Origin of the sequence: Bremerella sp. P1, assembly GCF_028748185.1 — a bacterium.
Lineage (GTDB): Bacteria > Planctomycetota > Planctomycetia > Pirellulales > Pirellulaceae > Bremerella.
Genome location: NZ_CP118164.1, coordinates 4925595 through 4946566, shown reverse-complemented (window position 1 = coordinate 4946566; position 20972 = coordinate 4925595). Strand labels below are relative to the sequence as shown.

Below are 20972 nucleotides of genomic sequence, written 5' to 3'. Positions count from 1 at the left end.
GCCTGTGGTGCCTGACTTCCTCTTTCTCTAATCTGATCCACTCGCTCACGGTTTACAATGGGATGTACCCTAACGAGAAAGCCGCTTCATGTATCGCGACAAAGACTATCTGCTGACCCCGGATGATCTGATTTTCAATATTCTTGGGGACCAGCACGATGCGGGATTTGTAACAGCCGGATTGAAATATGCAAACGGCAAGAAGTGGGTCGAAAGCTATCATGACGCAGCCCAGTACCTGCGTGACTCTTTTCCCGCGTATGTCGACGGCAAGATACGTGTTCCCATCGACAAAATCCAACAGCACCTAAAACCGCTCGAGCGTACGCGACACTTATTGGACGAAAAGGAGCACGCATCCGAATTGCTTGCCCTGTCCGTGGATCTGATCCACATCCTGGCCGAGCACTGTGAGGTTCCGGCATCCGAGATCGGTATTACGGATTCTCTGCTGTGGGGCACCGGTAACGAAAACTCTGACATCGACCTGGTGATCTATGGCAGCGAAGTTATCGCGCGTTTCCTCACTACATCCCATGAGCTATTCGAGTTCGACGATATCGAACACATCGACGAGCAATTCATCCAGCGGCCCCCAGGCGTGGATGATCGCACCTTCGAGGTCATGCTGCAGCGCAAGGGCAACCAAGGATTCTATCGCGGGACACGTTTTAGTATTCGCGGCGTTCTGACCGACGAAGAACTGCTGTGGATCCCTGCGAGGAAGACTCCGTTTCAGGCACATGAGCCCCGGCAATGCGAGCTTGAAATCAGCGGCCGCGATGACAGCCTACTTTACCCTGTGGCGTACGAGACCACCGACGGAACGCCACTTGTGACCTATCACACTGGCTACGAAATGAGCTTTGTCCCAGGAGACAAGGTTCGCGTGACGGCGATGCACGAAACGAGCGATGCTGGCGAGCGACTACTGGTTGGCTCGGTTTCAGGTCGTGACGAAGTGATCCAGTTGATCACCGCAGACTAAGACTCCGATGTCACCTCGTTCCCTTCCTGAATCCATGCTCGCAACTGCCGATAGTTCGTCTTTCCGGTTCCGAGCACCGGAATCGCCTCGACCTTGCGAACTTCGTCCAATCGCATGATCCCATGAAAACCAGCTGCCTTTAAGCAATCGTTGGCCTCACGCACAGTGATCTCTTCGGTTGTGAACAGCACAATGCAGCGTCCATCATCCTGTTCGATTCCCTCGACTGCGACCTTGGGCCCTTCTTCGTCGGCAGGGAACTTTTCGGCCAAGGGGGCTTCTAGCGCCGGCAAGCTCACCATTTCGCCACCGATTTTCAGGAAGCGTTTCATACGCCCACGAAATTCGATGAAGCCGTCCTCATCCTTCGAAACCAGATCGCCCGAGTTGTACCACTGGTGACCATTGACCTCTAAAAATGGCTGCGGCTTGTCATGTTTGTAGTAGCCATGGAAGACCGAGTCGCCTCGTATCAACAGCAAGCCAGTCTCTCCTTGGGGAAGTGGCTCGTGTGTTTCGGGGTGAACCACGAGCGTGTCGACGCAGTTGATCGGCAGACCAATGGTGCCTGGCTTGTTGTTGCCGGGTCGGTTCCCAGAAACGACCGGGCTGCACTCAGTGATTCCGTATCCCTCCAGCAGATCGAGCTTGGGTAAGATCTTCATCGTTCGCTCGTAGAGTGCTGGCGGGCACTTCTCAGCCCCGACCAACACAAGCCGCAGCGACTCAAGCTCTCCTGGCTCACTGCTACTCACGATGTACTGCAGGAACGTCGGCGTAGCGAACATCAGCGTGGGTTTGTAAGCCGCAATAACCCGTGCCAACATCCGGGCATCGGTCGGATCGGCATGATGGACGACACGAATGCCAGCCAAGAGCGGCATCAGCGAGGTCGCCGTCAGGCCGAAGCTATGAAACGGCGGCAGAAATCCCAGCAGCGTATCGCTGCAGTGAAAGTTCATATGATCGATGCCGCCACGCATATTAGCGATCAAGTTCTTGTGCGAAAGGGGAACTGCCTTGGGAAGACTTTCGGAACCTGACGTGAACAGCACGACGGCTGGGTCATCAACGCCAGGCTGCGGCAGATTTCGCAGAAACGAACCGGGAGCGATGTAGGTGGCGACCAGGGTCTTCAGTTTCTCGAAGGTCGACATGTCCTCGCGAACGTCTTCCAAGTAGAACATCTCGACGCCATCCATCTCGACTCCCAAGCGGTCCATGAACCGACGCGAGGTGATGACGTGTTTGACTTCCAGCTTCTCGGCGGCATGCTTGAGGCCTGCCGGTCCGGTCGTCCAGTTGAGCATTACCGGCAACTTACCCGCGATGGCAGATGCCAACAGAACCGAGTCCGCTGCCACGGAAGCCGGCAACATGACGCCGACCGCTTTGCCATCAAGTTTGGCAACTCGCTTAGCCAACAGCGTCGCTCCGATCAACAGCTTGCGATAGCTCAGGCAACCGGAAAGTGGATCAGCTGTGGCTGGATTATTGGCACTCTTGATGGCCCGACGCACGAACGCCTCGGCGATCGTCTCCGCGAGAACTTCCGGATGGTCCGAGTCTGCCTTGCGAGCATCATCCCAATGCTCAGGGACATCTAATGGCTTTTCGTCACTAATTGCCTGCCCAGCAGCCAACAGGCACAATTCGCCCACGGTTGCCGGCACATGATCGCTACGAAACCCGAAGTGACGTTCGAGCTCCAATGCGAGGTCCATACGCTCTAGGCTATCCAGGCCAATTAGATCCAGCGTTGTGCCAGGATCTTTCTCGTGATCGTCAAGCTTTCGATCCAGACGATTCTCGAGCATCTCGTGAACCTCAGCAACCAAGTCGGGCGAGAGCTCGCTCACGTCGACGGCCGACTTCTTTTTGACCGCATCGAAGTCGAAATCGCGAGGGCCAAACCAGTAGTTGTATGGCACGAAGGTGGCTTCTTCGCCACCATCGGCGTTGTAGAACGCTTCCAGGTGACGATTCAGGGCCGACTTGCTCTCCATCGGCAGCGAGTCGCGATCGACGGGCACGACTTCGATCGTCACTTTGCGTTTGGGCAAGAAAAAGAATAGGCCGGCGAACACCCAAAACAGCGATGCCAACGCATTCTTGCCCAGCGTCGGAACGTCTCCTTCCTGGGCACAACCAAACCGGCTGCCCCACAAACCGCGGGTGCGGACCAGTACGACATTCACATTGTCGACACGTTCCAACAGTTCGTAGGCGATTCGCGCTCCACCAACAATTTCATATCCCTGGCGTTGCAGACGGCCGCTGGGATAGATCAGGAAGTTTTGTCCTTGCTTCAGTTCGCCAGCAACCTTCTCGATCAGTTCGGTTGTCTTGGCATGTGCGTCGCGGCTATGCGACTTCAGATTAGGAACCTCGTACGCGTCGACGATCTTCATGATGGGATAGAAGATCGGGCTGCGATACGTGTCAGTATAAACCAACGGGCGGAGCGACTTCCCAAAACGAAGATGGCTTAGCACGGTCGGCGGATCGATGTATGCCGGATGGTTCGGCCAAACCAGGATCGGGCCTTCCAGGCCTTCCAGCTTCTCAAGCCCCGTCACTTCCACTTGATAGCGGCGGTGCAGGACTATTCGCACGAGGAAATAGAGAAGCGATTGAATCCACTTTCCCATAATAGCCGAACCCTTGATTTCACAGATACTTGCTCAGTGTCTACGGTTTACGCGTGAAACGTGATGGCTTGGGGCAATCTCGCAGGAAATCGAATTGCCCTGGTAGTTAAATTACTCCGAATTGTGCATATCTACAAAGATTGATCCAGACTTATCCCGCTTCGATTTCCGCTTCCTGCGCCTTATGATATGTATGGATTCATCCCCGATCCCTTTGAATATCGCCTAATGGAAACCATGCAACATGGCCTTGCCGACAGACCGCGTTGAATTGAGCGTCATCGACTCCCATACCGGGGGGGAACCCACAAGAACCATTATCGGAGGTTCGCCCGAGCTTACCACAACCAACATTGCCGATCAGATTAAAGAGCTGAAACAGCACCACGACTGGATGCGGACCGCGTTGACTCACGAGCCTCGCGGATATGAAGCGATGGTCGGCGCGCTTCTGCTTCAGCCTCATAACCCGGAAGCGGTTGCCCGGGTCGTTTACTTCAATAATGTCGGCTATCTCGGGATGTGCGGCCACGGTACGATCGGTGTCGCCGCTACGCTTTCCTACCTGGGCAATATCTCGCCCGGCGAACACTTGCTGGAGACCATCGCAGGGGACGTGGTCTTTACGCTGCATGAAGACAATCGAGTTTCGTTCGTGAATGTTCCCAGCTATCGCTACAAAACGAACGTCCCGGTGACGACAAAGAATTTTGGAACGGTCACCGGAGACATCGCCTGGGGAGGAAACTGGTTCTATTTGTGTGCCGATCACGGCTTAGAGATCACGCTGAGTAACCTAACCGAACTCGATAAGTGTTGCCGCGAGATTCGTAACACCATTGATGCCGAGGGAATTGGCGGCGAGAACGGCGGCATCATCGATCACGTCGAACTGTTTGGCCCGCCCAGTCGAGAAGACGCCCAGGCAAAGAACTATGTCGACTGCCCTGGCGGCGAGTACGACCGATCCCCCTGCGGTACCGGAACCAGTGCAAAGCTTGCCTGTCTGGCTGCGGCCGGTAAGCTGGAACCTGGTCAGATATGGGGTCAAGAGTCGGTCACGGGTAGCCTGTTTGAAGGTTCGTATGTCTGGCAAGGTGATCAAGTTCTTCCTCGCATCATGGGCGAGGCCTTCGTCACGGCGGAAACGAAAGTCGTCATCGATCCCACCGACCCACTCACCTTCGGCTTTAGTCAGAAGCAATGCCCCTGAATCCCTGAAAGCACCCCACGTTGAGTAGCTCGACCATTGTGATTGGCGGTGGTGTCGTTGGCACAGCGACCGCCTATTACCTGGCCAAAGCCGGCCATAAAGTCACGATCGTAGATCAAGGCCGCCACGGCGGTGCCTGTTCCCATGCGAATTGTGGTTACGTCTCTCCGAGTCACGTACCACCGATTCCCAAGCCAGGCTTGATCGGACCGACGATGCTGTCGATGCTCAGCAGTGAGTCGCCGTTCTACATTCGCCCGCGGATCTCCCCTTCCCTCTGGAGTTTTCTCCTGCGGTTTTGGTGGAACTGCAACGAGAAGCAAATGAAGAAGGCCGCTCGTGGTAAGCATGCCCTGCTAAGCTCGTCACGAGAACTCTACCAGGAATTGATCGAAGGCGAGGGACTGGACTGCAACTGGGAAAAACGTGGCCTGCTTTTTGTCTTCAAAGACCAGCACCATTTCGATGAGTTTGCCGAGCTGAGTGAATGGGTCGCCGAAGAGTTCGGCGTGACGTCGACTCCGTATGCCGACGGAGAACTGCAAAAGCTTGAGCCTGCGTTGAAAGACGAGGTGTACGGAGCCTGGCATTATCCCCACGATGCCCATCTTCGCCCGGACCGGCTGCTCAGTTCCTGGAAGACCATTCTCGAGCAGTTGGGCGTGAAGGTTCTTGAAGAGCACAAGGTAACTGACTTTGTCGGTGAAGGAAGCAAGCTCAAAGCGATTCGCTGCGGCACAGAAGAACTAGCGGCAGACCGCTTCGTGGTGGCCACCGGTGCCTGGAGCCCTTTCTTCAATCGCCAACTGGGCTGCGCGCTGCGAATTCAACCGGGCAAAGGGTACTCCATTACCATGGCGAGGCCGTCGATCTGCCCCAAGATCCCGATGCTCCTGGAAGAGAGCCGCGTCGGCGTGACCCCCTTTGACGATGGCTATCGGCTTGGGTCTACGATGGAGTTTGGCGGGTACGATGCGAGCATCAATACCAAGCGTCTGGCACTGCTGAAGAAGGGTGCGTCGCATTATCTCAAAGAACCTTTTACTGACGAGACCTACGAAGAATGGTACGGCTGGCGTCCCATGACACCGGATGATCTGCCGTACATCGACTTTGCCCCCAAATTCAATAACGTGTTGATCACCGCCGGACATAGCATGCTGGGACTCTCGATGGGAGCTGGCACCGGCAAGTTGGCGTGGCAGCTTCTGGATGGATTAGCCCCACATATCGACCCACAGCCGTACCGACTGCGTTAGTTTGACGCACCCACCAACCTAAACCACAATAGGGTTCGACCCCGTCTTCCCCTTTTCCAATTACCTTCCGCGTATCGAGATACTTCCCATGCGAACGCTTGCGATCTTGCTTTCTGCTTTGGCGCTTTTGCTGGCACCCCAAACGACGTCCGCCGAAGAACGCAAACCGAACTTTGTTTTCTTCCTCGTCGATGATCTTGGCTGGACCGACTTGAGCTGCTACGGAAGTTCGTTTTACGAGACCCCTAACGTCGACAAGCTGGCCGCAAGCGGGCTGAAGTTCACCAATGCCTACGCGGCTTGCCAGGTTTGCTCGCCGACGCGTGCCAGCATCATGACTGGCCGCTACCCAACCCGAACGGGCATTACCGACTACATCGGCGCTGCTCAGCCTGAGCGTTGGAACCGCAAGACCAAGATGCTGCCGGCACCTTACGCAATGCAGCTTGCCCATGACGAAACCACGATCGCGGAACTCCTGAAACAGAACGGCTATGCGACCTTCTTCGCCGGGAAGTGGCACTTAGGTGGCGAGCAGTATTGGCCTGAACACCAAGGCTTCGACGTCAACCAAGGAGGCATCGACCGGGGCGGCCCTTACGGAGGGAAGAAGTATTTCTCTCCTTATGGCAATCCTCGTTTGAAAGACGGCCCCGCCGGTGAGCACTTGCCGGATCGCCTGGCCACTGAAACCGTCAAGTTCATGACCGAGCATCAAGACGAACCGTTTCTGGCTTACCTTTCCTTCTATTCAGTCCACACCCCGTTGATGTCTCGTGAAGACCTCAAGGAGAAGTACCAGAAGAAAAAGGAAACGCTTAAGCATGGCGAGATTTGGGGACAAGAAGGGGAACGCAAAGTCCGTCTCGTTCAGGAACACGCCGTGTACGCCGGCATGGTCGACGCCATGGATCAAGCAGTCGGCAAGGTGCTCAACGGCATCGACGAGCTAGGTCTGACGGATGAAACTGTCGTCATTTTCATGTCCGACAACGGCGGCCTGTCGACTTCGGAAGGTCACCCAACCAGTAATCTGCCGCTTCGCGGTGGCAAAGGCTGGATCTACGAAGGGGGCATTCGCGAACCAATGATCGTTCGCTGGCCCGGCACTACCAAGGCAGGCACCGAGACATCGCAATACGTCAGCAGTGTCGACTTCTTCCCCACCATGCTGCAAATCGCAGGAATCGAAGTTCCTAAGAATCTGACGGTCGATGGCATGAGCTTCGCCCCGGTTCTCGAGGGACAGGATCTCGATCGCGGTGCGATTTACTGGCACTACCCTCACTACGGCAATCAGGGCGGTTCGCCGTCAGCTGCGATTCGTGAAGGGGATTGGAAGCTGATCGAGTTCTACGAAGATGGCCATCTCGAGCTTTACAATCTGGCCGACGACATCAGCGAACAAAACGATCTCGCTGCTAAGAAGCCAGATCTCGCCGCCAAGATGCACGCAAAACTGAAAGCGTGGCGTAAGGAAACCGGGGCTAAGATGCCCACGCATCGCAAAGACGCCTAGTTCATCGGCTTCTTTAGTTCACTCTGCCACTGGATCAGCTTTTGAAAAGCATCCAGTGGCGTCATACCGCTGAGATCGGCCTGGCGAATCTCGTCGACGACCGGATGCTCACTCGGCCCAAACAGCGTCAACTGGAGATCCGTCTTGGGATGGCGATCGCGTTTCGGACGAATCTTCGACTGACCATCTGGGTCCAGGTGTTCCTGTTCGAGCTGAGTCAGGATCTGCTTGGCCCGCTCGTTGACATCGTTGGGAATACCGGCCAGGCGAGCCACGTAAATTCCGTAGCTCTTGTCGGCGGCTCCAGCGACGATCTTGTGCAGGAAGATGATCTTATCGTCCCACTCTTTCACTGCAACGTTCAGGTTGGTCACTCGATCAAGCGACTGAGACAAGTCGGCCAGTTCGTGGTAGTGCGTCGCAAACAAGGTTCGGCAGCCGATCCGATCGTGAATGTATTCGACAATCGACCAAGCCAACGAAACGCCGTCGTAGGTGCTGGTTCCTCGACCGATTTCATCCAGGATTACCAGACTGCGCTCGGTTGCCGTGTTGAGAATCCGAGCCGTCTCGGTCATCTCGACCATGAACGTACTTTGCCCCCGCGATAATTCATCGCTCGCACCGACGCGGGCGAATACACGATCGACGATGCCGACCCGGGCTTCCTTGGCCGGGACAAAGCTTCCCATCTGAGCCATGATCGCAATCAGCCCGACCTGGCGAATGTAGGTACTTTTACCTGCCATGTTGGGACCGGTGATAATGGCGATATCATCCACCTCTTCTCCGCCCAGCATCGTATCGTTGGGGATGAACGTGCCCGCTTCTTCGGTCACGTCGAGCACCGGGTGCCGTCCATCAACAATGGCTAGCTCTTTGCCATCATCCATTTTGGGACGGCAGTAATTGCGATCGCGTGCCAGGTTGCCCAGCGACACCAACGCATCGAGGTTGGCCAGAGCGGTCGCCGTACTGCGTAGTCGGTCGGCTGCTTGTTGGACCAGTTCTCGAAGTTCCGCGAACAGGTCGTATTCGAGCGTTTTCGCTTTTTCGTCGGCTGACAGAACTTTCTCTTCGTACTCTTTAAGTTCCGGCGTGATATATCGCTCGGCGTTCTTAAGGGTCTGCTTACGATGGAAATAGGTGGGAACCTTTTCTTTGTGGGTGTTCGTGATCTCGATGTAATAACCAAAGACTTTGTTGAAGCCCACCTTCATGTTGGGAATACCAGACTTCTTGCTTTCCTCGGCCTGGTAATTGGCAATCCACTGCTTGCCGCCGGCGGCAAGCCCTCGCAGTTCGTCCAGCTTGGCGTTGTAACCATCTTGAATGAACCCGCCATCGGCCGTCGTCAGGGGGCAATCGTCAATCAAGGCCGCAGTCAACGTGTCATGCACCTCGGGACACAGATCAATCTGGTGTTCAATCTCGCCCAGCAGCTTACTTTTTCGCGAAGTGACTTTCGCTTTGATCCGTGGAAGCTTAGCCAGGGTGCGTCCGACGAAGCTGAGATCACGAGGACTTGCCCGGCCGGTGGTGACTCGTGTCAGCAGCCGCTGCAAGTCGTAGACGCCCGCGAGGGCATCGCCGAGCGATTCGGACAGTGACAGATCGTTCTTGAGTTCTTCCACCGCATCATGCCGATCACAAATGGGCTGAACGGAAGCCAAGGGGCTACCGAGCCAATCCGCCATCAAGCGGCTGCCCATCGGTGTGCGGCAGCGATCGAGAATGGAGATCAGTGTTCCATCCCGCCGTTGATCGCGGATCGTGCGCGTAAGCTCCAACGAGCGTCGCGTTGCTTCATCGATCTCGACCGAGTTGGTCTGACGGTAAGGAACCAGTGTCTGCACATGCTCCAGCGAGCCACGCTGAGTCTCTTGCAGGTAATCGAGGATCGCGCCGGCCGCTCGAACCGCCAGGCGGTCACCATCTTCAAAGCCGAACCCATCCAGGCTCTTGATCTCGAAGTGCTTCGACAGTTTCTCGTCAGCCGACTTCCCGCCAAACGCCCAGGCCGGACGCTGCGTCTGCAGGAACTGCCCGTTCATGTGCTTCGGCAGTGCGTCGGTCCCTTCGGAAAGTAAACACTCCGAAGGGGCAATCCGCGCCAGTTCGTCAGCGAGCCGAGCGGCCGAAAAAACTCCCGCCAGAAACCGTCCAGTCGATAGTTCGATCCAACTAATGCCAGCGTTTTCCCCTTCGCATAAAACGGCGGCCAGGAAATTGCTTTCCTTGGGGCTCAATAGCGAGTCGTCGGTAAGCGTGCCAGGGGAAAGGATACGTGTGATTTCGCGTTTAACGATCCCCTTGGCCTGCTTGGGGTCTTCCACCTGATCGCAAATACCGACGCGGTACCCTTGCTGGATCAGCTTGGCGAGGTACGAGTCGAGTTGATGATGCGGGAAGCCAGCCATCGGGGTAGCGTTTTCCCCTTTGTCTCGGCTGGTCAGGGTCATGCCCAGAATTTTAGAAGCGGTGACTGCGTCATCGTTGAACAATTCGTAGAAGTCACCCATGCGGAACAGCAAGATCGCGTCACCACAAGCATTCTTTGCTTCGTGGTACTGCTGCATCATTGGGGTCATCGCCATCTTCACAACCTATCGTTTTCCTGCCGATTACGCTTTCCAGCGGGATCCTCCTTCCACAAGAAGGATCTCGCTTGCCGGGGGCAAAACGCCACAAAATTAAGATAACAGGCGAAGCCCTGGCGATGCAGGAGGGGCAACTGCGTGAGGGGAAATCGAAGCAAGTGTGAAGAAACAGTAATCCTTCGCCAAATTCGCTGTTTTCAGCCGAACATCACCCTAAAACGATACGTTCGACTGATGGCTCTATCTAAACTCAGGTGCTGCAAGGTGGCGGAGAAAAACGGGGCCTTTCCCAGGGAACGCGTGACTTTAACCGGGAGTGCCGGGGGTAAACGATGCCGGACGACCTGATTCGCTTTAAGTGCAAACACTGTAAAAACACGATCAAAGCCAAGCCTAAGTATGCCGGCAAGAAGATCTCGTGCCCTGGCTGCCAACACGCCATTCGTGTCCCCACTTTGGACGCTGCGGCCAATTCTGATCGGAAAAAGAAGTCGAGTGACAAGGAACGTGGCGACTCGACCGTAATCCTGCGAAACTCTCCCGTTGCCTCGGAAGCACAGAAAAGGGAGGGGAAAAAGCTCGGCATCAAGTTCAAGGAAGATATTTCCGCACGCGAACTCTCGGAATTGATCGAATGGGCAAAGAAAAACCGAGCCCAGCGCATCAAAGCGGCAAACAACAAGCTTGAGGCTATGTTGGCCGAGCTAACTCCCATCGAGTTCATGGAAGAAATGCTCGTCCGCCGGCAGACTGGCGTTATGCTCTTTGTCGACGCGGACGAATTTGGTGGAGACCTGGAGAACCTGCCCAACTGCAAAGCCCAGATCTTCTCGACCGACGATCTGCCAGAGTCCAGCTTGCCGGCGATGTTGCAGCATGCTCTTGCCCAGCTTCATGCCGGTAAAGAAATTGCTCAGACGCGGCATCAGTACAACACGGATGATGAATAAAAATAGCCACAGCACCGCTCGTTTGGATGCTGTGGCTCTCAGTGTTAGAAAAAGGTCGGCTAGTCTTTTGCCGACATGCGATTGTAGAGCTCGGCCATCAATTCGCTGACTTTGACAGCCATCTCATATGCCTCGGCATCCAGCAGAATTGCCGGGTGACTGGCGATATGCTCGCTCCAGGTAGCTTCCGTCACGTAGATACGGTCGACGGCTTCGTGATTTCCAAAGCTTTCGGGACCATATTGCTCAGTAAGATCCTCCATCGAGATGGAGTTTTCTTCACAAGCAGCTGCCAACAATTCTTCGCGTTCGTCCATGTCCGAATGTCCTTATTCACACAAACAGCGCATAGAAAGACCCATAACTCAAAGCGAGTTACGGGTGCAAAAAGTGGGCGATGAGGGGCTCGAACCCCCGACATCTTGCTTGTAAGGCAAGCGCTCTAGCCAACTGAGCTAATCGCCCGGGAATCGCACAATTTAACAATCGGACTTTCACTTCGTCAACATGACACCCGAATGGCGGGCAAGGGCCTGAATAGCCGATTAAATCAACATATTTTACCGGTGATGCTGCCGGATTGCTCCGCAGCGGGCTATTTACCGGCACGACTCCCCTCTGGGATGCAGTTTTCACGCCGGAAAACATGAAGTACAACCAACTTCCAATGCTTTCTTGTTGCGGCTTAGTCAACAATAGAGGGTAACGATCATTCGAAATGGCTGATTGGATCAGGAGTTCTCGTTGATTTACTTGCGGATAATCGCCCTGTCGATTCATCTCATTCTGATGAACGTTGCCTCGGTGGGGCCTATTTTGGCAATCTGGCTCGACGCAAGATCCCGGCGTTTGGAAAGCGAACGCATCGACGCGTTGGGACGCACGTTGGGGTGGTGGTCGGTCCTGGCCCTGTTTCTTGGGATCTTCGTGGGACTGATCCAAGGCTTTCTGATTTGGTCCGAGGGGAACGAAGTTTACTTCGAGGCCGTCAACAGCGTCTGGGAGTCGAAGATCACCTTCGGATTCTGGGAAATCGGTTTCTCTCTCGTCTGTATGATTGCTTATCTGGCTTGGTGGCGATTCGGAAAACGTCCCCGTCTCTGGCAACGTCTCCTCTCGCGTTTCCTCGCAGTTCTGGCGGCGACCAACCTGCTGTATCACTTCCCGACACTCTTCACCATCCTCGGACTGATTGCCCGAGGAGAAGTCGAAGCCGATTCGCAGATCGATTCCGGCGAGTTTCGATCGCTCCTTCTCAATGGAGAAGTCATCTGGTTTACGCTTCATTTCTGGTTGGCTTCTTTCGCTGTTAGTGGTCTGATTACAGGGCTGGCTTGCCTGAGAAAACTTACCGAAGAAGAACGGGAATCGACCGCTGGTATCGCGTTTACGATCGCGCTAGTCGCGACACTTCTGCAGATTCCGGTAGGATTTGTGTTAACAACCACCTTGAATTCCGCTCAGCAATCGCGTCTGATGGGCGGTGATACCTTGTGTACTGCCATGTTTGCTCTGAGCGTCGGTCTGGCTTTCTGGCTGATGCACCATCTCGCGGGTCTCGCCTTTTTCGATCGCAGCCGGCGCAAAGCGAACATGGCCCTCATGACACTAGGAGGAACGATTGTATTGATGACCGCGACCATGTTGTTAAGCCGCTGAGAAACGCAGCCTTGCCTGTCTGGCGGTCATCATCGTTCCCAAAGCAAAATTGAGTCACCTAACGAAGAAGTCTTTTCCATGAGTTTGGAAGTCATCGAGATTCGCGATCCGGCCACCGGCTCGTTCGCGAAGATTATCCCAGGGTTTGGATTCAATTGTTTTCAGTTTGTCGCCAAGGTGGACGAACAAGAGGTCGACGTCCTTTGGTCCACTAAAGATTTCGTCGAGGGAACGGCGCGCCCTTCGAGCAGCGGCATTCCCATCCTCTTTCCCTTCCCGGGACGCTTAAAAGGAACCAAGCTCATTTGGGAGGACCGCGAGTTCACGGTTCCCGAGGGGGACGGACGAGGAAACGCGATTCACGGATTCGTTTTTAATCGTGCCTGGCGCGTGATCGAGAAGACCGACACGAAGGTTACCGCCGAGTTCCAAGCTTCTAGGGACGATGCCGCGCTTCTGGAACAATGGCCGGCTGATTTTAAGATTCAGGCAACCTACGAAATCTCTGGGGCGACACTCTCAGGTACCTATCGTGTCGAGAACCCAGGCACCAAGCCTCTTCCGTTTGGGCTCGGCACCCATCCTTACTTCCACGTACCGATCGGGGGAGATTCCGCCGACGATTGCGAGATCGTTGTTCCGTTCACTTTCTCATGGGAGTTCAAAGACCAACTGGCCAGCGGCAACCAGTTCAATCGCGACTCCGATCCGTTTGATCCAATGCTGTTTAAGAATACTCAGTTCGACAACGGATTCGGCGGACTCGAGTGCGAGGATGGTATCTGCAGCACTTCCATTCACGACCCCGGCTCAGGCCGAACCATCGAGCAGAAGTTCGACGATCAGTTCGAGTCGGTTGTGCTGTACAACCCAGGCCATCGCGAAGCTTTTTGCATCGAACCGTATACCTGTATTCCGGATGCCTTTCAGCTGCGGCGACAAGGCTACGATGGAGGCCTGCGTGTCTTGGCAGGTGGTGATGCCTTCGAGACAACCGTCCGCATTCGCGTGAAGTAGCAAGCGATCGATCAGCGCATAAAAAAAGCCCCGTCCATTGAACGGGGCTCTCTTTTGGATTCGCAATGAATTGAAGCTTACTCGTCTTCTTCAATTTCAACGTCGGTGCCTTCAGCGGCTGGCAACTTACCAGCGGCGATCTTTTCACCGAAGGTTTCGCCCGACTTGGACTTTTCCTTAGCGACTTTGTCCAGAGCGGCGAACAGTTCTTCTTGGACCTTTTCTGGTTCAGCCTTACGACGCTTGGTGCCGTAATCATCTTTGTCCAGCAATTCACCAAGAGCGACGCCGTATTCGTTTCGGATCTTCTTGCTCTTACCACCATGGCAAAGGTTGCACTTGGCTTCCTTGACGGCAGCAGCCAATTCCTTTTCGGTATCGGTGGTAGGCTCAGCAATGTTGTACTTCTCAACAAATGCGTCTGCGAAAGCCTTAACCGCATAAGCAGGAGTAGCATAGTACGAGGAGGCAGCAACGACGGCCACCAAACACAACGCGAGTTTCTTCATTAATCGTCTCTCCAAGCAAAGTACACCCGCCGCCCAGTCCATTGGAATTCGTACCGTCGCAGGTGGGATATTCGACGGCGGGAAGATGGTAGTTTACGTAGATCTCAACCTACCCTTCTAGTTAAGCTCGACGAGATTAACGTGTCAAGCAAGCGAGAACCTGAATAGGTGAAACCGGACTATTCTGTGAATTTCTTGTCGCATTCTTCTCAAATTCACGTCGATACTTACGTCCCGAATTGGCAATTCGTTCGATTTTTTACGAGAAAATTGAACTTCTCGCTAGCGGCTGGACGTTTTAGAAGCTTCTCGTGCGTCGGCTCAAGAGCTCCCGCAGCCCGTCGCCGAACAGATTGAACCCCAGGATCGTCAGCGAAATGGCGATCCCCGGAGCAATTGCCGGCCAGATCGTCACATGCAGTTCCCCCTTCGCTTCGACGAGCATCGACCCCCACTCGGCATTCGACGGATCGCCGGCGATGCCCAGAAATGAGAGGCCAGCCACTTCCAGAATGGCATGCCCCAGCCCCAGTGTTGCCAGCACCCAGATCGTGCCACTGACCGCCGGCAGAAAAACGAACACCACCAGGTAGAACGGCGATGCTCCCGCCGCAATGGCCGCTTCGACATAGGCGGCATGCTTGAGGGAAAGCATTTCGGCACGAATCTGACGGGCAAACACAGGCACATTGATCAGCGCCACCGCTAATATCACGGCAGTCCAGCCTGGCCGCATGGCGGCAATCACGAGAAAGGCAATCAGCAAGCTGGGAAACGAAAGCCAAATATCGATCAGCCGCATCACCAGCATATCGGTTCGGCCCCCTCGATATCCGGCTAGCAATCCCAGGCCAACCCCAATCACCACCGCGCAGCTGATCGAGGTGACGCTGGCGATCAGTGAAAGACGCGAGCCGTAAATCACCCGGGTCAGAACGTCTTTTTCATTCGTATCGGTCCCCAGCCAATGCGCAGTACTGGGGGGTTGGTTCTTTCCGTCTCGTTCGTCGGGACCATACGGAGCAATCACGCCAGCGAAGATCGCACAAAACACAAACGTAAAGATCAAGCCTCCCCCGATCCACATCCCGGGGACTTGAAAAAGCCGCTTGCGAATCGATGGCGCGGTGTACGTCAGTTCATACGTGGCGGAACTCAACTTCGATTGCCCTCACGCAAACGAGGATCGAAGACGAGAAACAACACATCCAGCGTCAGGTTCAACGTGACAAAGATGCAAGCCAAAACCAACGCACATGCCTGTACGACCGAATAATCGTAATCACGAATGGCGTCGACGACATATCGGCCGAGCCCCGGCCAATTGAAGACTGTCTCGGTAAGGATCGCTCCGGAAAGAAGCATTCCCAATTGGAAGCCCACAATATTGAGCACCGAGAGCGACGCGTTAGGAAACGCATGTCGGACGATCACCCGCAATAGGCTGGCCCCTTTGGCACGAGCCGTTCGTAAATAGTCAGCATCAAAGACTTCCAGCATGCTGTTCCGCGTGACGCGAGAAACAACGGCCAAGGGAATGGTTGATAACGCGATCGCCGGCAATGCCAGGTGCCGGGCACTGATCGCCGCCAACTGAAATTGCCCCGTCAGCAGGGATTCAAAAAAGTAAAACTCGGTATGCAGATCATGAAACGTACCAGGCGGCAGCCGGTAGCCAGTGGGCATCGAAGGAAAGGCAACAATCAAACAGATTGCCAGAAAGAAGACGGGGATACTCACACCCAACAGGGCAATGGCCATCGAGATCCAATCAGGCCAGGAGTTTCGCCACAACGCGGCAACGGTTCCCACGGCAACGCCAACAGGAATCGCAATCAGCATGGCTGCGAAAGTCAGTTCCAGCGTAGCAGGAACGGCCTGGCTTAACCGGGTACTGATCTTTTCGCCGGGCCGAGCGAAGGACTCGCCCAAGTTGCCTTGAGCCATTTGGCCTACAAACGCGATCGCTTGCTGCCACAACGGCTTATTCCAGCCGCGTTCTTCCATCTCCTTCTCGATCTTCTCCGGAACGGCATGCTGACCGAACTGGGCAATGACCGGATTGGCCGGAAGAACACGGACGGCCACAAAGATAGCCAAAACCGCAATCAACATGGTGACGACGGCCTGGGCCAGTCGTCGAACAAGCATCGCCCACACAATTACTGCTCCGAGATACGAGCAGTTTTTAAGCGAACTTGCGAAGAAGGATGTAGCTTGTACCCTTCCACAAAGTCGCGTTGGGCAATCCGCACCGGCACGTGAACCAGCGGCAACACCGGTGCATCCTCAAAAATCAACTGCTGGGCCTGCTTGTAAAGCTGGGTCCGCTTTTCTTTGTCGAGTTCAAACTGGGCCGCGTCCAAGAGCTTGTCGACCTCTTCGTTTTTGTATTGGCTCAGGTTATTTCCGCCAATATCGTTGATGTTATCGGAATGCAGCAGTGTATGCAGAAAGTTATGCGGATCAGCAATATCAGCACTCCAGCCGCTGAGCCCTAGCTGATGCTCGCCGCGCGTCATACGCTGAAAGTGCTGACCAATATCGTTGGTGATGATCTCAATCCGAAAACCGACCTGCTCCAAAGCATCTTTAATGAAGATCGCCGTCTGCCGAGGCTGTTGCATGTAAGGCCGCGGCTGGTCCATGACGAACAGTTCGAGCTTCAGCGGTAAATCGAAGCCATACTTTTTCGAGGCTTCCTCTAGAAGCTGTTTCGCCTTTTCCTGATCGAACTCGCGTCCGGGGACGTCGTCGCTATGCCCCCACAGCGTTGGCGGAACCATCGTCTTCGCCTTCTGCGCGTGCCCGGCATACGCGACCTCAATCAAACGATCGCGGTCGATGGCATAACAAATGGCCTGACGCACCTCTGGCTTATCCAACGGCGGCTTCTGAGTTTGCATGGTGAGATAGCCGATATTGATCCCTGGCGTCGACTGCACGACGATCCCAGGCATTTTCTCTAATCCATCGACTTCCGAGGGAGGAAGATTGTCGGCAATGTGAATCTCCGCTCGCTTGAGCTGCGTCACGCGGATCGAGCTTTCTTCGCTCGGCAGAAAGACAACACGCTTCACGCCGGCCGGCTTTCCCCAATAGTCGTCGAAGCGTTGCAGCACGATTTCCTGCTTGGGCTTCCAGTGCACAAACTGAAACGGGCCACTGCCTACCGGGTGACGCGTGAAGTCGGCACCGTACTTCTTAACCGCCGTCGGACTGACGATCCCAGAAGGGAACATAGCGATATTGGCGAGAAACGTCGCTTGTGGTTGTTTGAGCGTGAACTTCACCTTTAGGTCGTCGACCGCTTCGACTTTCTCGATCTGTGTGTAGCTCGAGTAATACGGGATGATGTTGCTGTGCACATGCGGGTGATCGGGGTCCAGGATCCGCTCGAAGGTGAAGACGACCGCTTCGGCGTTCAAGGGAGTCCCGTCGTGGAACTTAACGTTGGGACGTAATTTGAACGTCCACTCGAGCCCGTCATCGCTCGTTTCCCAAGATTCGGCCACACCAGGAACCAGGTCGAGCGTCTCTTCGTCGTACGCGACCAGCGGCTCAAAGATATTCACAATGACTTTGACCGATTCGCCAATGTCGGTGTGCACGGGATCCAGGGCGTTCGCATCGCCACCGCGCCCATAGATGAGCGTATCGGTAACCATCGGCGAACCGCCACCGCAGGCGGTTAAAAAACTAAAACAGAAAAGAATACAGCTTGACTGAAAAGCTCTCGAAAATTCCATGCGGCCATTCACGTTGTCGGCTTCGGATGATTGAGAAAGCCCGATTCTACAATTCGAGCGTGCCAGACGGCAACCTGAACGGAACGACTCAAACGATCAATTTGTAGTCGGCGACCCGGTACTGCTCGCTCCTGCGAGGGGCGAAAGCTCCGCAAAATCGACGCCGGCGTTGCGTTCGTCCGGTCGAACAGCCGGGTTTTCGCTGAAATCGTCGAGCAGAAGGTAGTCCATCGGCATTCGTTTCGAGTACGTAGTGGCCGTCGGCAAAGGGCTCGCCCACACCGATTCGCTCGGTTCAGAAAAAAGATCGTCCCACATTGTTTTCCAGCGGGTATAGTCCACTGAAGTCTTGCCGCTCATCCCGGCGGTCGATTCGAGAAGCATCATTTCTCGCGACGCCGTCCCCATGAAGTAGACGTTGTCCTCGCATTCCAGGTCGAGAGACTTCGTCAGTTCCTCGATCGACTGTGTCGAACTTCGTTGCAAGAGGAACGGCTTCGTTTTACCCCACGTGACGATGCAGTCGTTCATCGGAACCTTGAGGGGAATCGCCCAGGTCCCTTCTCGCTGGAATACGCTTCCACCGGTGTCGATCGTGCAACTTGCCAGCTTGAACTGGACGATACCACTGACTTCATTGGTGGTTGCCGTCGAATTGGAACTCAGCAGATTCCCGGACATTGTCAGTAAGCTGTTCTCGCAACTAACTCGCAGCGGCTGCTGACCGTTGGTGCGGATCAAGCTGCCTTCGCCACGAACCATCGAATTCTTCACGCGGACGATGCTATAGCGTGACATGCTAAGCGTGGAAGGTGTCGCCGATTCTGACTGGGGCGTCAAAGCTGAAACAACCGAAGTCGCACGGCGAAGCGCCTCGGGAATCATCATTTCGTCGTCGCGTTGAACGGTTACCTGGCACCCATCCAGTTCCAACTCGGCGTACTCCAGTCGAAATAGCGACCAAGTCCGCATCGAAACCGGCGGTAAGGCAATCTTCACGTGAATTTGCTGGAGCGTCAGTTTATTCGAGTTGACCAAAATCATCCGGTCGAGCGGCTCAAACTCTTGTGGTCGAAAGACGATTACCGGCGAATAGCCTGCCGCCGCACGGATCGTGAGACTGGCGCTATCTAAAATTAATGGTCGTTCGACACCAAGTTCGCCTGAGTATCTCAGTTCAATAGTATCCAGACCAGGGTCGGCCTGGGCCTTGGCGATGGCCTCGTACAGGGTCGCCGCATCGGTCGGAACGGTAACGACATTCTTCGCCGCTGCTGGCTGTGTCGATGCCCCACCATCGGTCATAGGAGCCGTGTCGTCACTGGCAACGGCTGGAACCTTTGTCGTTGAATCTGGCGTCAGCGGCTTACTACCGCCGGTAACATCTTCAACGACCTTTGGGCTTTCTACCGGAATCGGCTTTGTATCTTCGATTGGGGTGACCGTACCGGTGCCTGTCCCGTTGCCAGACACTCTTTCCGAGTCAGGGGCGGATGGTCTCTCGGGCGGCACAATCGGCTGCATTTCCGAGGCGTTCGTAAAAATGGGCTGCTCGGAAATGAAGCTGTCATCCTGAGCTGTCCAGATCGCTTCCAACACGAAAACGACGACAACCAAAATGATCGCCGGCATCACCCACGGCAGGTGACGCTCGATCACCGTGCTACGCTGTTCGGTGGTTGGCACATAGACGGCCGAAGTCACGTGCGGTGCGGCCAGGTTCAGTTCATCGATCAGCAGCAGGGCCGCCGCAATCAATTCGCCTGGCTTTTGGAAACGATCATTCGGGTTCTTCGCCATCAAGCGGCTAAGGATATGAACGACTTCGTCCGGTACGTCGGCGCGAAACTCGCGCGGATCAGGCGGCTCTTCCCCACTGTGGCTCAAAAGCTTTTGCAGCACTGTCCCTTCCGGGAAAGGAGGCCGACCGGTGAGCATGAAGAAGAACGTACAACCCAACGAATACAGATCGCTACGGACGTCGGCACTGCGTGGATCGCGAGCTTGTTCTGGCGAAATATAGTCGAACGTACCGAGCGTCATGCCGGAAGCGGTCAGGTCGCTGTCTTGCGAGTTGACCTGATGCAAACGTGCCAGCCCCATATCGACCAGTTTGGCCCGGTGCTGAGAGTCGACCAGTATGTTCGACGGCTTGATGTCACGGTGCACCACTTCGCGGGTCGCAGCGTGGTCGAGGGCTTCGGCAACTTGAACGAGGTAACTGACGGCCAGTTCGATTTCGAGAGGACCGTTTCTCTCCACTTCATCGCGGATGTTCGTTCCGTCGATGAACTCGAAGACAATGTAGTTCCACCCTTTGTCTTCGCCGACGTAATAGACCCGGGCAATGTTCGGATGATCCAAACGTGCCGCGCTCTGGGCTTCGTTACGGAAGCGGCGGACGGTGTCTTCCTTGGTGTTATGTTCACCGGAAAGAACCTTCACCGCGACACGGCGATCGAGCTGGGTATCGTGTCCGCGAAAGACAGCCCCCATCCCGCCAGCCCCGACAAACGCATCGAGTTGGAAGTGCCCCAGCGTCTGGCCGACCAACTCCTTGCCAAGGGTGAGTTCGGCTATTGAATAGCTGCGACTGTTCGACTCTCCGACGCTTCCCTTCTTGCTCGATATGACAGTGGGAGGCTCTTCCAGAAAGTTTCGCCCGTCAGGCAGATGATCGGCCGTCGCCGAATCGCTTCCGCGCGGATCCGATACGTCCCCCGAAGACGGCGCGAATGGACCGCTGCCGCGAGCTTGCGAATCGTCGGAATCTTTCGGGGAATCGGGCATCAATCTCGTTGCCTGAAAACTGATTAGCGCTGGCGAAAAGTGGGCTTCAGCGCTCACGGCCGGGGTGA

15 protein-coding genes and 1 tRNA gene are annotated in these 20972 nt (G+C 55.2%); 7 read left to right on the top strand and 9 right to left on the bottom strand.

What is annotated here, in order from left to right:
* Positions 1 to 88: 88 nt before the first annotated feature.
* Positions 89 to 988, top strand: a complete 900-nt coding sequence (locus tag PSR63_RS20810) for a hypothetical protein (RefSeq protein ID WP_274327599.1) — start codon at positions 89 to 91, stop codon at positions 986 to 988.
* Here PSR63_RS20810 and PSR63_RS20805 read toward each other — a convergent pair.
* Positions 985 to 3639 carry an AMP-binding protein gene (locus tag PSR63_RS20805; protein WP_274327598.1) on the bottom strand — a complete coding sequence of 885 codons (2655 nt, stop codon included), beginning with the start codon at positions 3637 to 3639 and terminating at the stop codon, positions 985 to 987. The genes PSR63_RS20810 and PSR63_RS20805 overlap by 4 nt on opposite strands.
* A 244-nt stretch (positions 3640 to 3883) precedes the next feature.
* Between PSR63_RS20805 and PSR63_RS20800 the strand changes: the two genes are divergently transcribed.
* The 3 genes from PSR63_RS20800 to PSR63_RS20790 all read left to right on the top strand — a co-directional run bounded on the left by PSR63_RS20800 (position 3884) and on the right by PSR63_RS20790 (position 7630).
* On the top strand, positions 3884 to 4852 hold the full coding sequence (locus tag PSR63_RS20800; protein ID WP_274327597.1) for a proline racemase family protein: 969 nt from the start codon (positions 3884 to 3886) through the stop codon (positions 4850 to 4852).
* Between the two features lie 20 nt (positions 4853 to 4872).
* Positions 4873 to 6111: an NAD(P)/FAD-dependent oxidoreductase gene (locus PSR63_RS20795; RefSeq protein WP_274327596.1), complete on the top strand. Its 1239-nt coding sequence runs from the start codon at positions 4873 to 4875 to the stop codon at positions 6109 to 6111.
* Between the two features lie 88 nt (positions 6112 to 6199).
* Positions 6200 to 7630, top strand: coding sequence for a sulfatase (locus tag PSR63_RS20790; RefSeq protein ID WP_274327595.1), 1431 nt, complete (start codon positions 6200 to 6202; stop codon positions 7628 to 7630).
* Here PSR63_RS20790 and mutS read toward each other — a convergent pair.
* On the bottom strand, positions 7627 to 10221 hold the full coding sequence (gene mutS, locus PSR63_RS20785; RefSeq protein ID WP_274334222.1) for a DNA mismatch repair protein MutS: 2595 nt from the start codon (positions 10219 to 10221) through the stop codon (positions 7627 to 7629). The genes PSR63_RS20790 and mutS overlap by 4 nt on opposite strands.
* Before the next feature lie 341 nt (positions 10222 to 10562).
* On the opposite strand from mutS, the gene PSR63_RS20780 reads away from it, so the two are divergent.
* Positions 10563 to 11180 (top strand): hypothetical protein, encoded by a 618-nt coding sequence (locus tag PSR63_RS20780; RefSeq protein WP_274327594.1) that lies wholly within the window; start codon positions 10563 to 10565, stop codon positions 11178 to 11180.
* A gap of 59 nt (positions 11181 to 11239) precedes the next feature.
* On the opposite strand, the gene PSR63_RS20775 is transcribed toward PSR63_RS20780, so the two are convergent.
* Together PSR63_RS20775 and PSR63_RS20770 are read right to left on the bottom strand one after the other, a co-directional pair.
* The gene (locus PSR63_RS20775; RefSeq protein WP_274327593.1) at positions 11240 to 11497 is read right to left on the bottom strand and encodes a hypothetical protein; all 258 of its coding nucleotides are present in this window, start codon (positions 11495 to 11497) and stop codon (positions 11240 to 11242) included.
* 74 nt (positions 11498 to 11571) lie between these two features.
* Positions 11572 to 11645, bottom strand: a tRNA-Val gene (locus tag PSR63_RS20770).
* A 279-nt stretch (positions 11646 to 11924) separates the two neighbouring features.
* Between PSR63_RS20770 and PSR63_RS20765 the strand changes: the two genes are divergently transcribed.
* Positions 11925 to 12839, top strand: coding sequence for a hypothetical protein (locus PSR63_RS20765; protein ID WP_274327592.1), 915 nt, complete (start codon positions 11925 to 11927; stop codon positions 12837 to 12839).
* A 78-nt stretch (positions 12840 to 12917) separates the two neighbouring features.
* Entirely contained in the window at positions 12918 to 13856 is a 939-nt protein-coding gene (locus PSR63_RS20760) for an aldose 1-epimerase (RefSeq protein WP_274327591.1), read from the top strand.
* Between the two features lie 77 nt (positions 13857 to 13933).
* Here the strand turns inward: PSR63_RS20760 and PSR63_RS20755 are convergent, their stop codons facing one another.
* The 5 genes from PSR63_RS20755 to PSR63_RS20735 all read right to left on the bottom strand — a co-directional run bounded on the left by PSR63_RS20755 (position 13934) and on the right by PSR63_RS20735 (position 20904).
* Entirely contained in the window at positions 13934 to 14365 is a 432-nt protein-coding gene (locus tag PSR63_RS20755) for a hypothetical protein (RefSeq protein ID WP_274327590.1), read from the bottom strand.
* 298 nt (positions 14366 to 14663) lie between these two features.
* On the bottom strand, positions 14664 to 15524 hold the full coding sequence (locus tag PSR63_RS20750; RefSeq protein ID WP_274327589.1) for an ABC transporter permease: 861 nt from the start codon (positions 15522 to 15524) through the stop codon (positions 14664 to 14666).
* Positions 15521 to 16516, bottom strand: a complete 996-nt coding sequence (locus PSR63_RS20745) for an ABC transporter permease (protein WP_274327588.1) — start codon at positions 16514 to 16516, stop codon at positions 15521 to 15523. Before PSR63_RS20745 ends, PSR63_RS20750 begins: the two co-directional genes overlap by 4 nt.
* 11 nt (positions 16517 to 16527) lie before the next feature.
* The gene (locus PSR63_RS20740) at positions 16528 to 18033 is read right to left on the bottom strand and encodes an ABC transporter substrate-binding protein (protein WP_274327587.1); all 1506 of its coding nucleotides are present in this window, start codon (positions 18031 to 18033) and stop codon (positions 16528 to 16530) included.
* Between the two features lie 177 nt (positions 18034 to 18210).
* The gene (locus PSR63_RS20735; RefSeq protein WP_274327586.1) at positions 18211 to 20904 is read right to left on the bottom strand and encodes a serine/threonine protein kinase; all 2694 of its coding nucleotides are present in this window, start codon (positions 20902 to 20904) and stop codon (positions 18211 to 18213) included.
* Positions 20905 to 20972: the final 68 nt, after the last annotated feature.

What these genes read in the sequence shown, in the direction of transcription:
- PSR63_RS20800 (WP_274327597.1), top strand. Translation starts at nt 3,884, where the DNA reads ATGGCCTTGCCGACAGACCGCGTTGAATTGAGCGTCATCGACTCCCAT.
- PSR63_RS20760 (WP_274327591.1), top strand. Translation starts at nt 12,918, where the DNA reads ATGAGTTTGGAAGTCATCGAGATTCGCGATCCGGCCACCGGCTCGTTC.
- PSR63_RS20805 (WP_274327598.1), bottom strand. Translation starts at nt 3,639, where the DNA reads ATGGGAAAGTGGATTCAATCGCTTCTCTATTTCCTCGTGCGAATAGTC.
- mutS (WP_274334222.1), bottom strand. Translation starts at nt 10,221, where the DNA reads ATGACCCCAATGATGCAGCAGTACCACGAAGCAAAGAATGCTTGTGGT.
- PSR63_RS20775 (WP_274327593.1), bottom strand. Translation starts at nt 11,497, where the DNA reads ATGGACGAACGCGAAGAATTGTTGGCAGCTGCTTGTGAAGAAAACTCC.
- PSR63_RS20780 (WP_274327594.1), top strand. Translation starts at nt 10,563, where the DNA reads ATGCCGGACGACCTGATTCGCTTTAAGTGCAAACACTGTAAAAACACG.
- PSR63_RS20810 (WP_274327599.1), top strand. Translation starts at nt 89, where the DNA reads ATGTATCGCGACAAAGACTATCTGCTGACCCCGGATGATCTGATTTTC.
- PSR63_RS20740 (WP_274327587.1), bottom strand. Translation starts at nt 18,033, where the DNA reads ATGGTTACCGATACGCTCATCTATGGGCGCGGTGGCGATGCGAACGCC.
- PSR63_RS20735 (WP_274327586.1), bottom strand. Translation starts at nt 20,904, where the DNA reads ATGCCCGATTCCCCGAAAGATTCCGACGATTCGCAAGCTCGCGGCAGC.
- PSR63_RS20745 (WP_274327588.1), bottom strand. Translation starts at nt 16,516, where the DNA reads ATGCTTGTTCGACGACTGGCCCAGGCCGTCGTCACCATGTTGATTGCG.
- PSR63_RS20755 (WP_274327590.1), bottom strand. Translation starts at nt 14,365, where the DNA reads ATGAAGAAACTCGCGTTGTGTTTGGTGGCCGTCGTTGCTGCCTCCTCG.
- PSR63_RS20790 (WP_274327595.1), top strand. Translation starts at nt 6,200, where the DNA reads ATGCGAACGCTTGCGATCTTGCTTTCTGCTTTGGCGCTTTTGCTGGCA.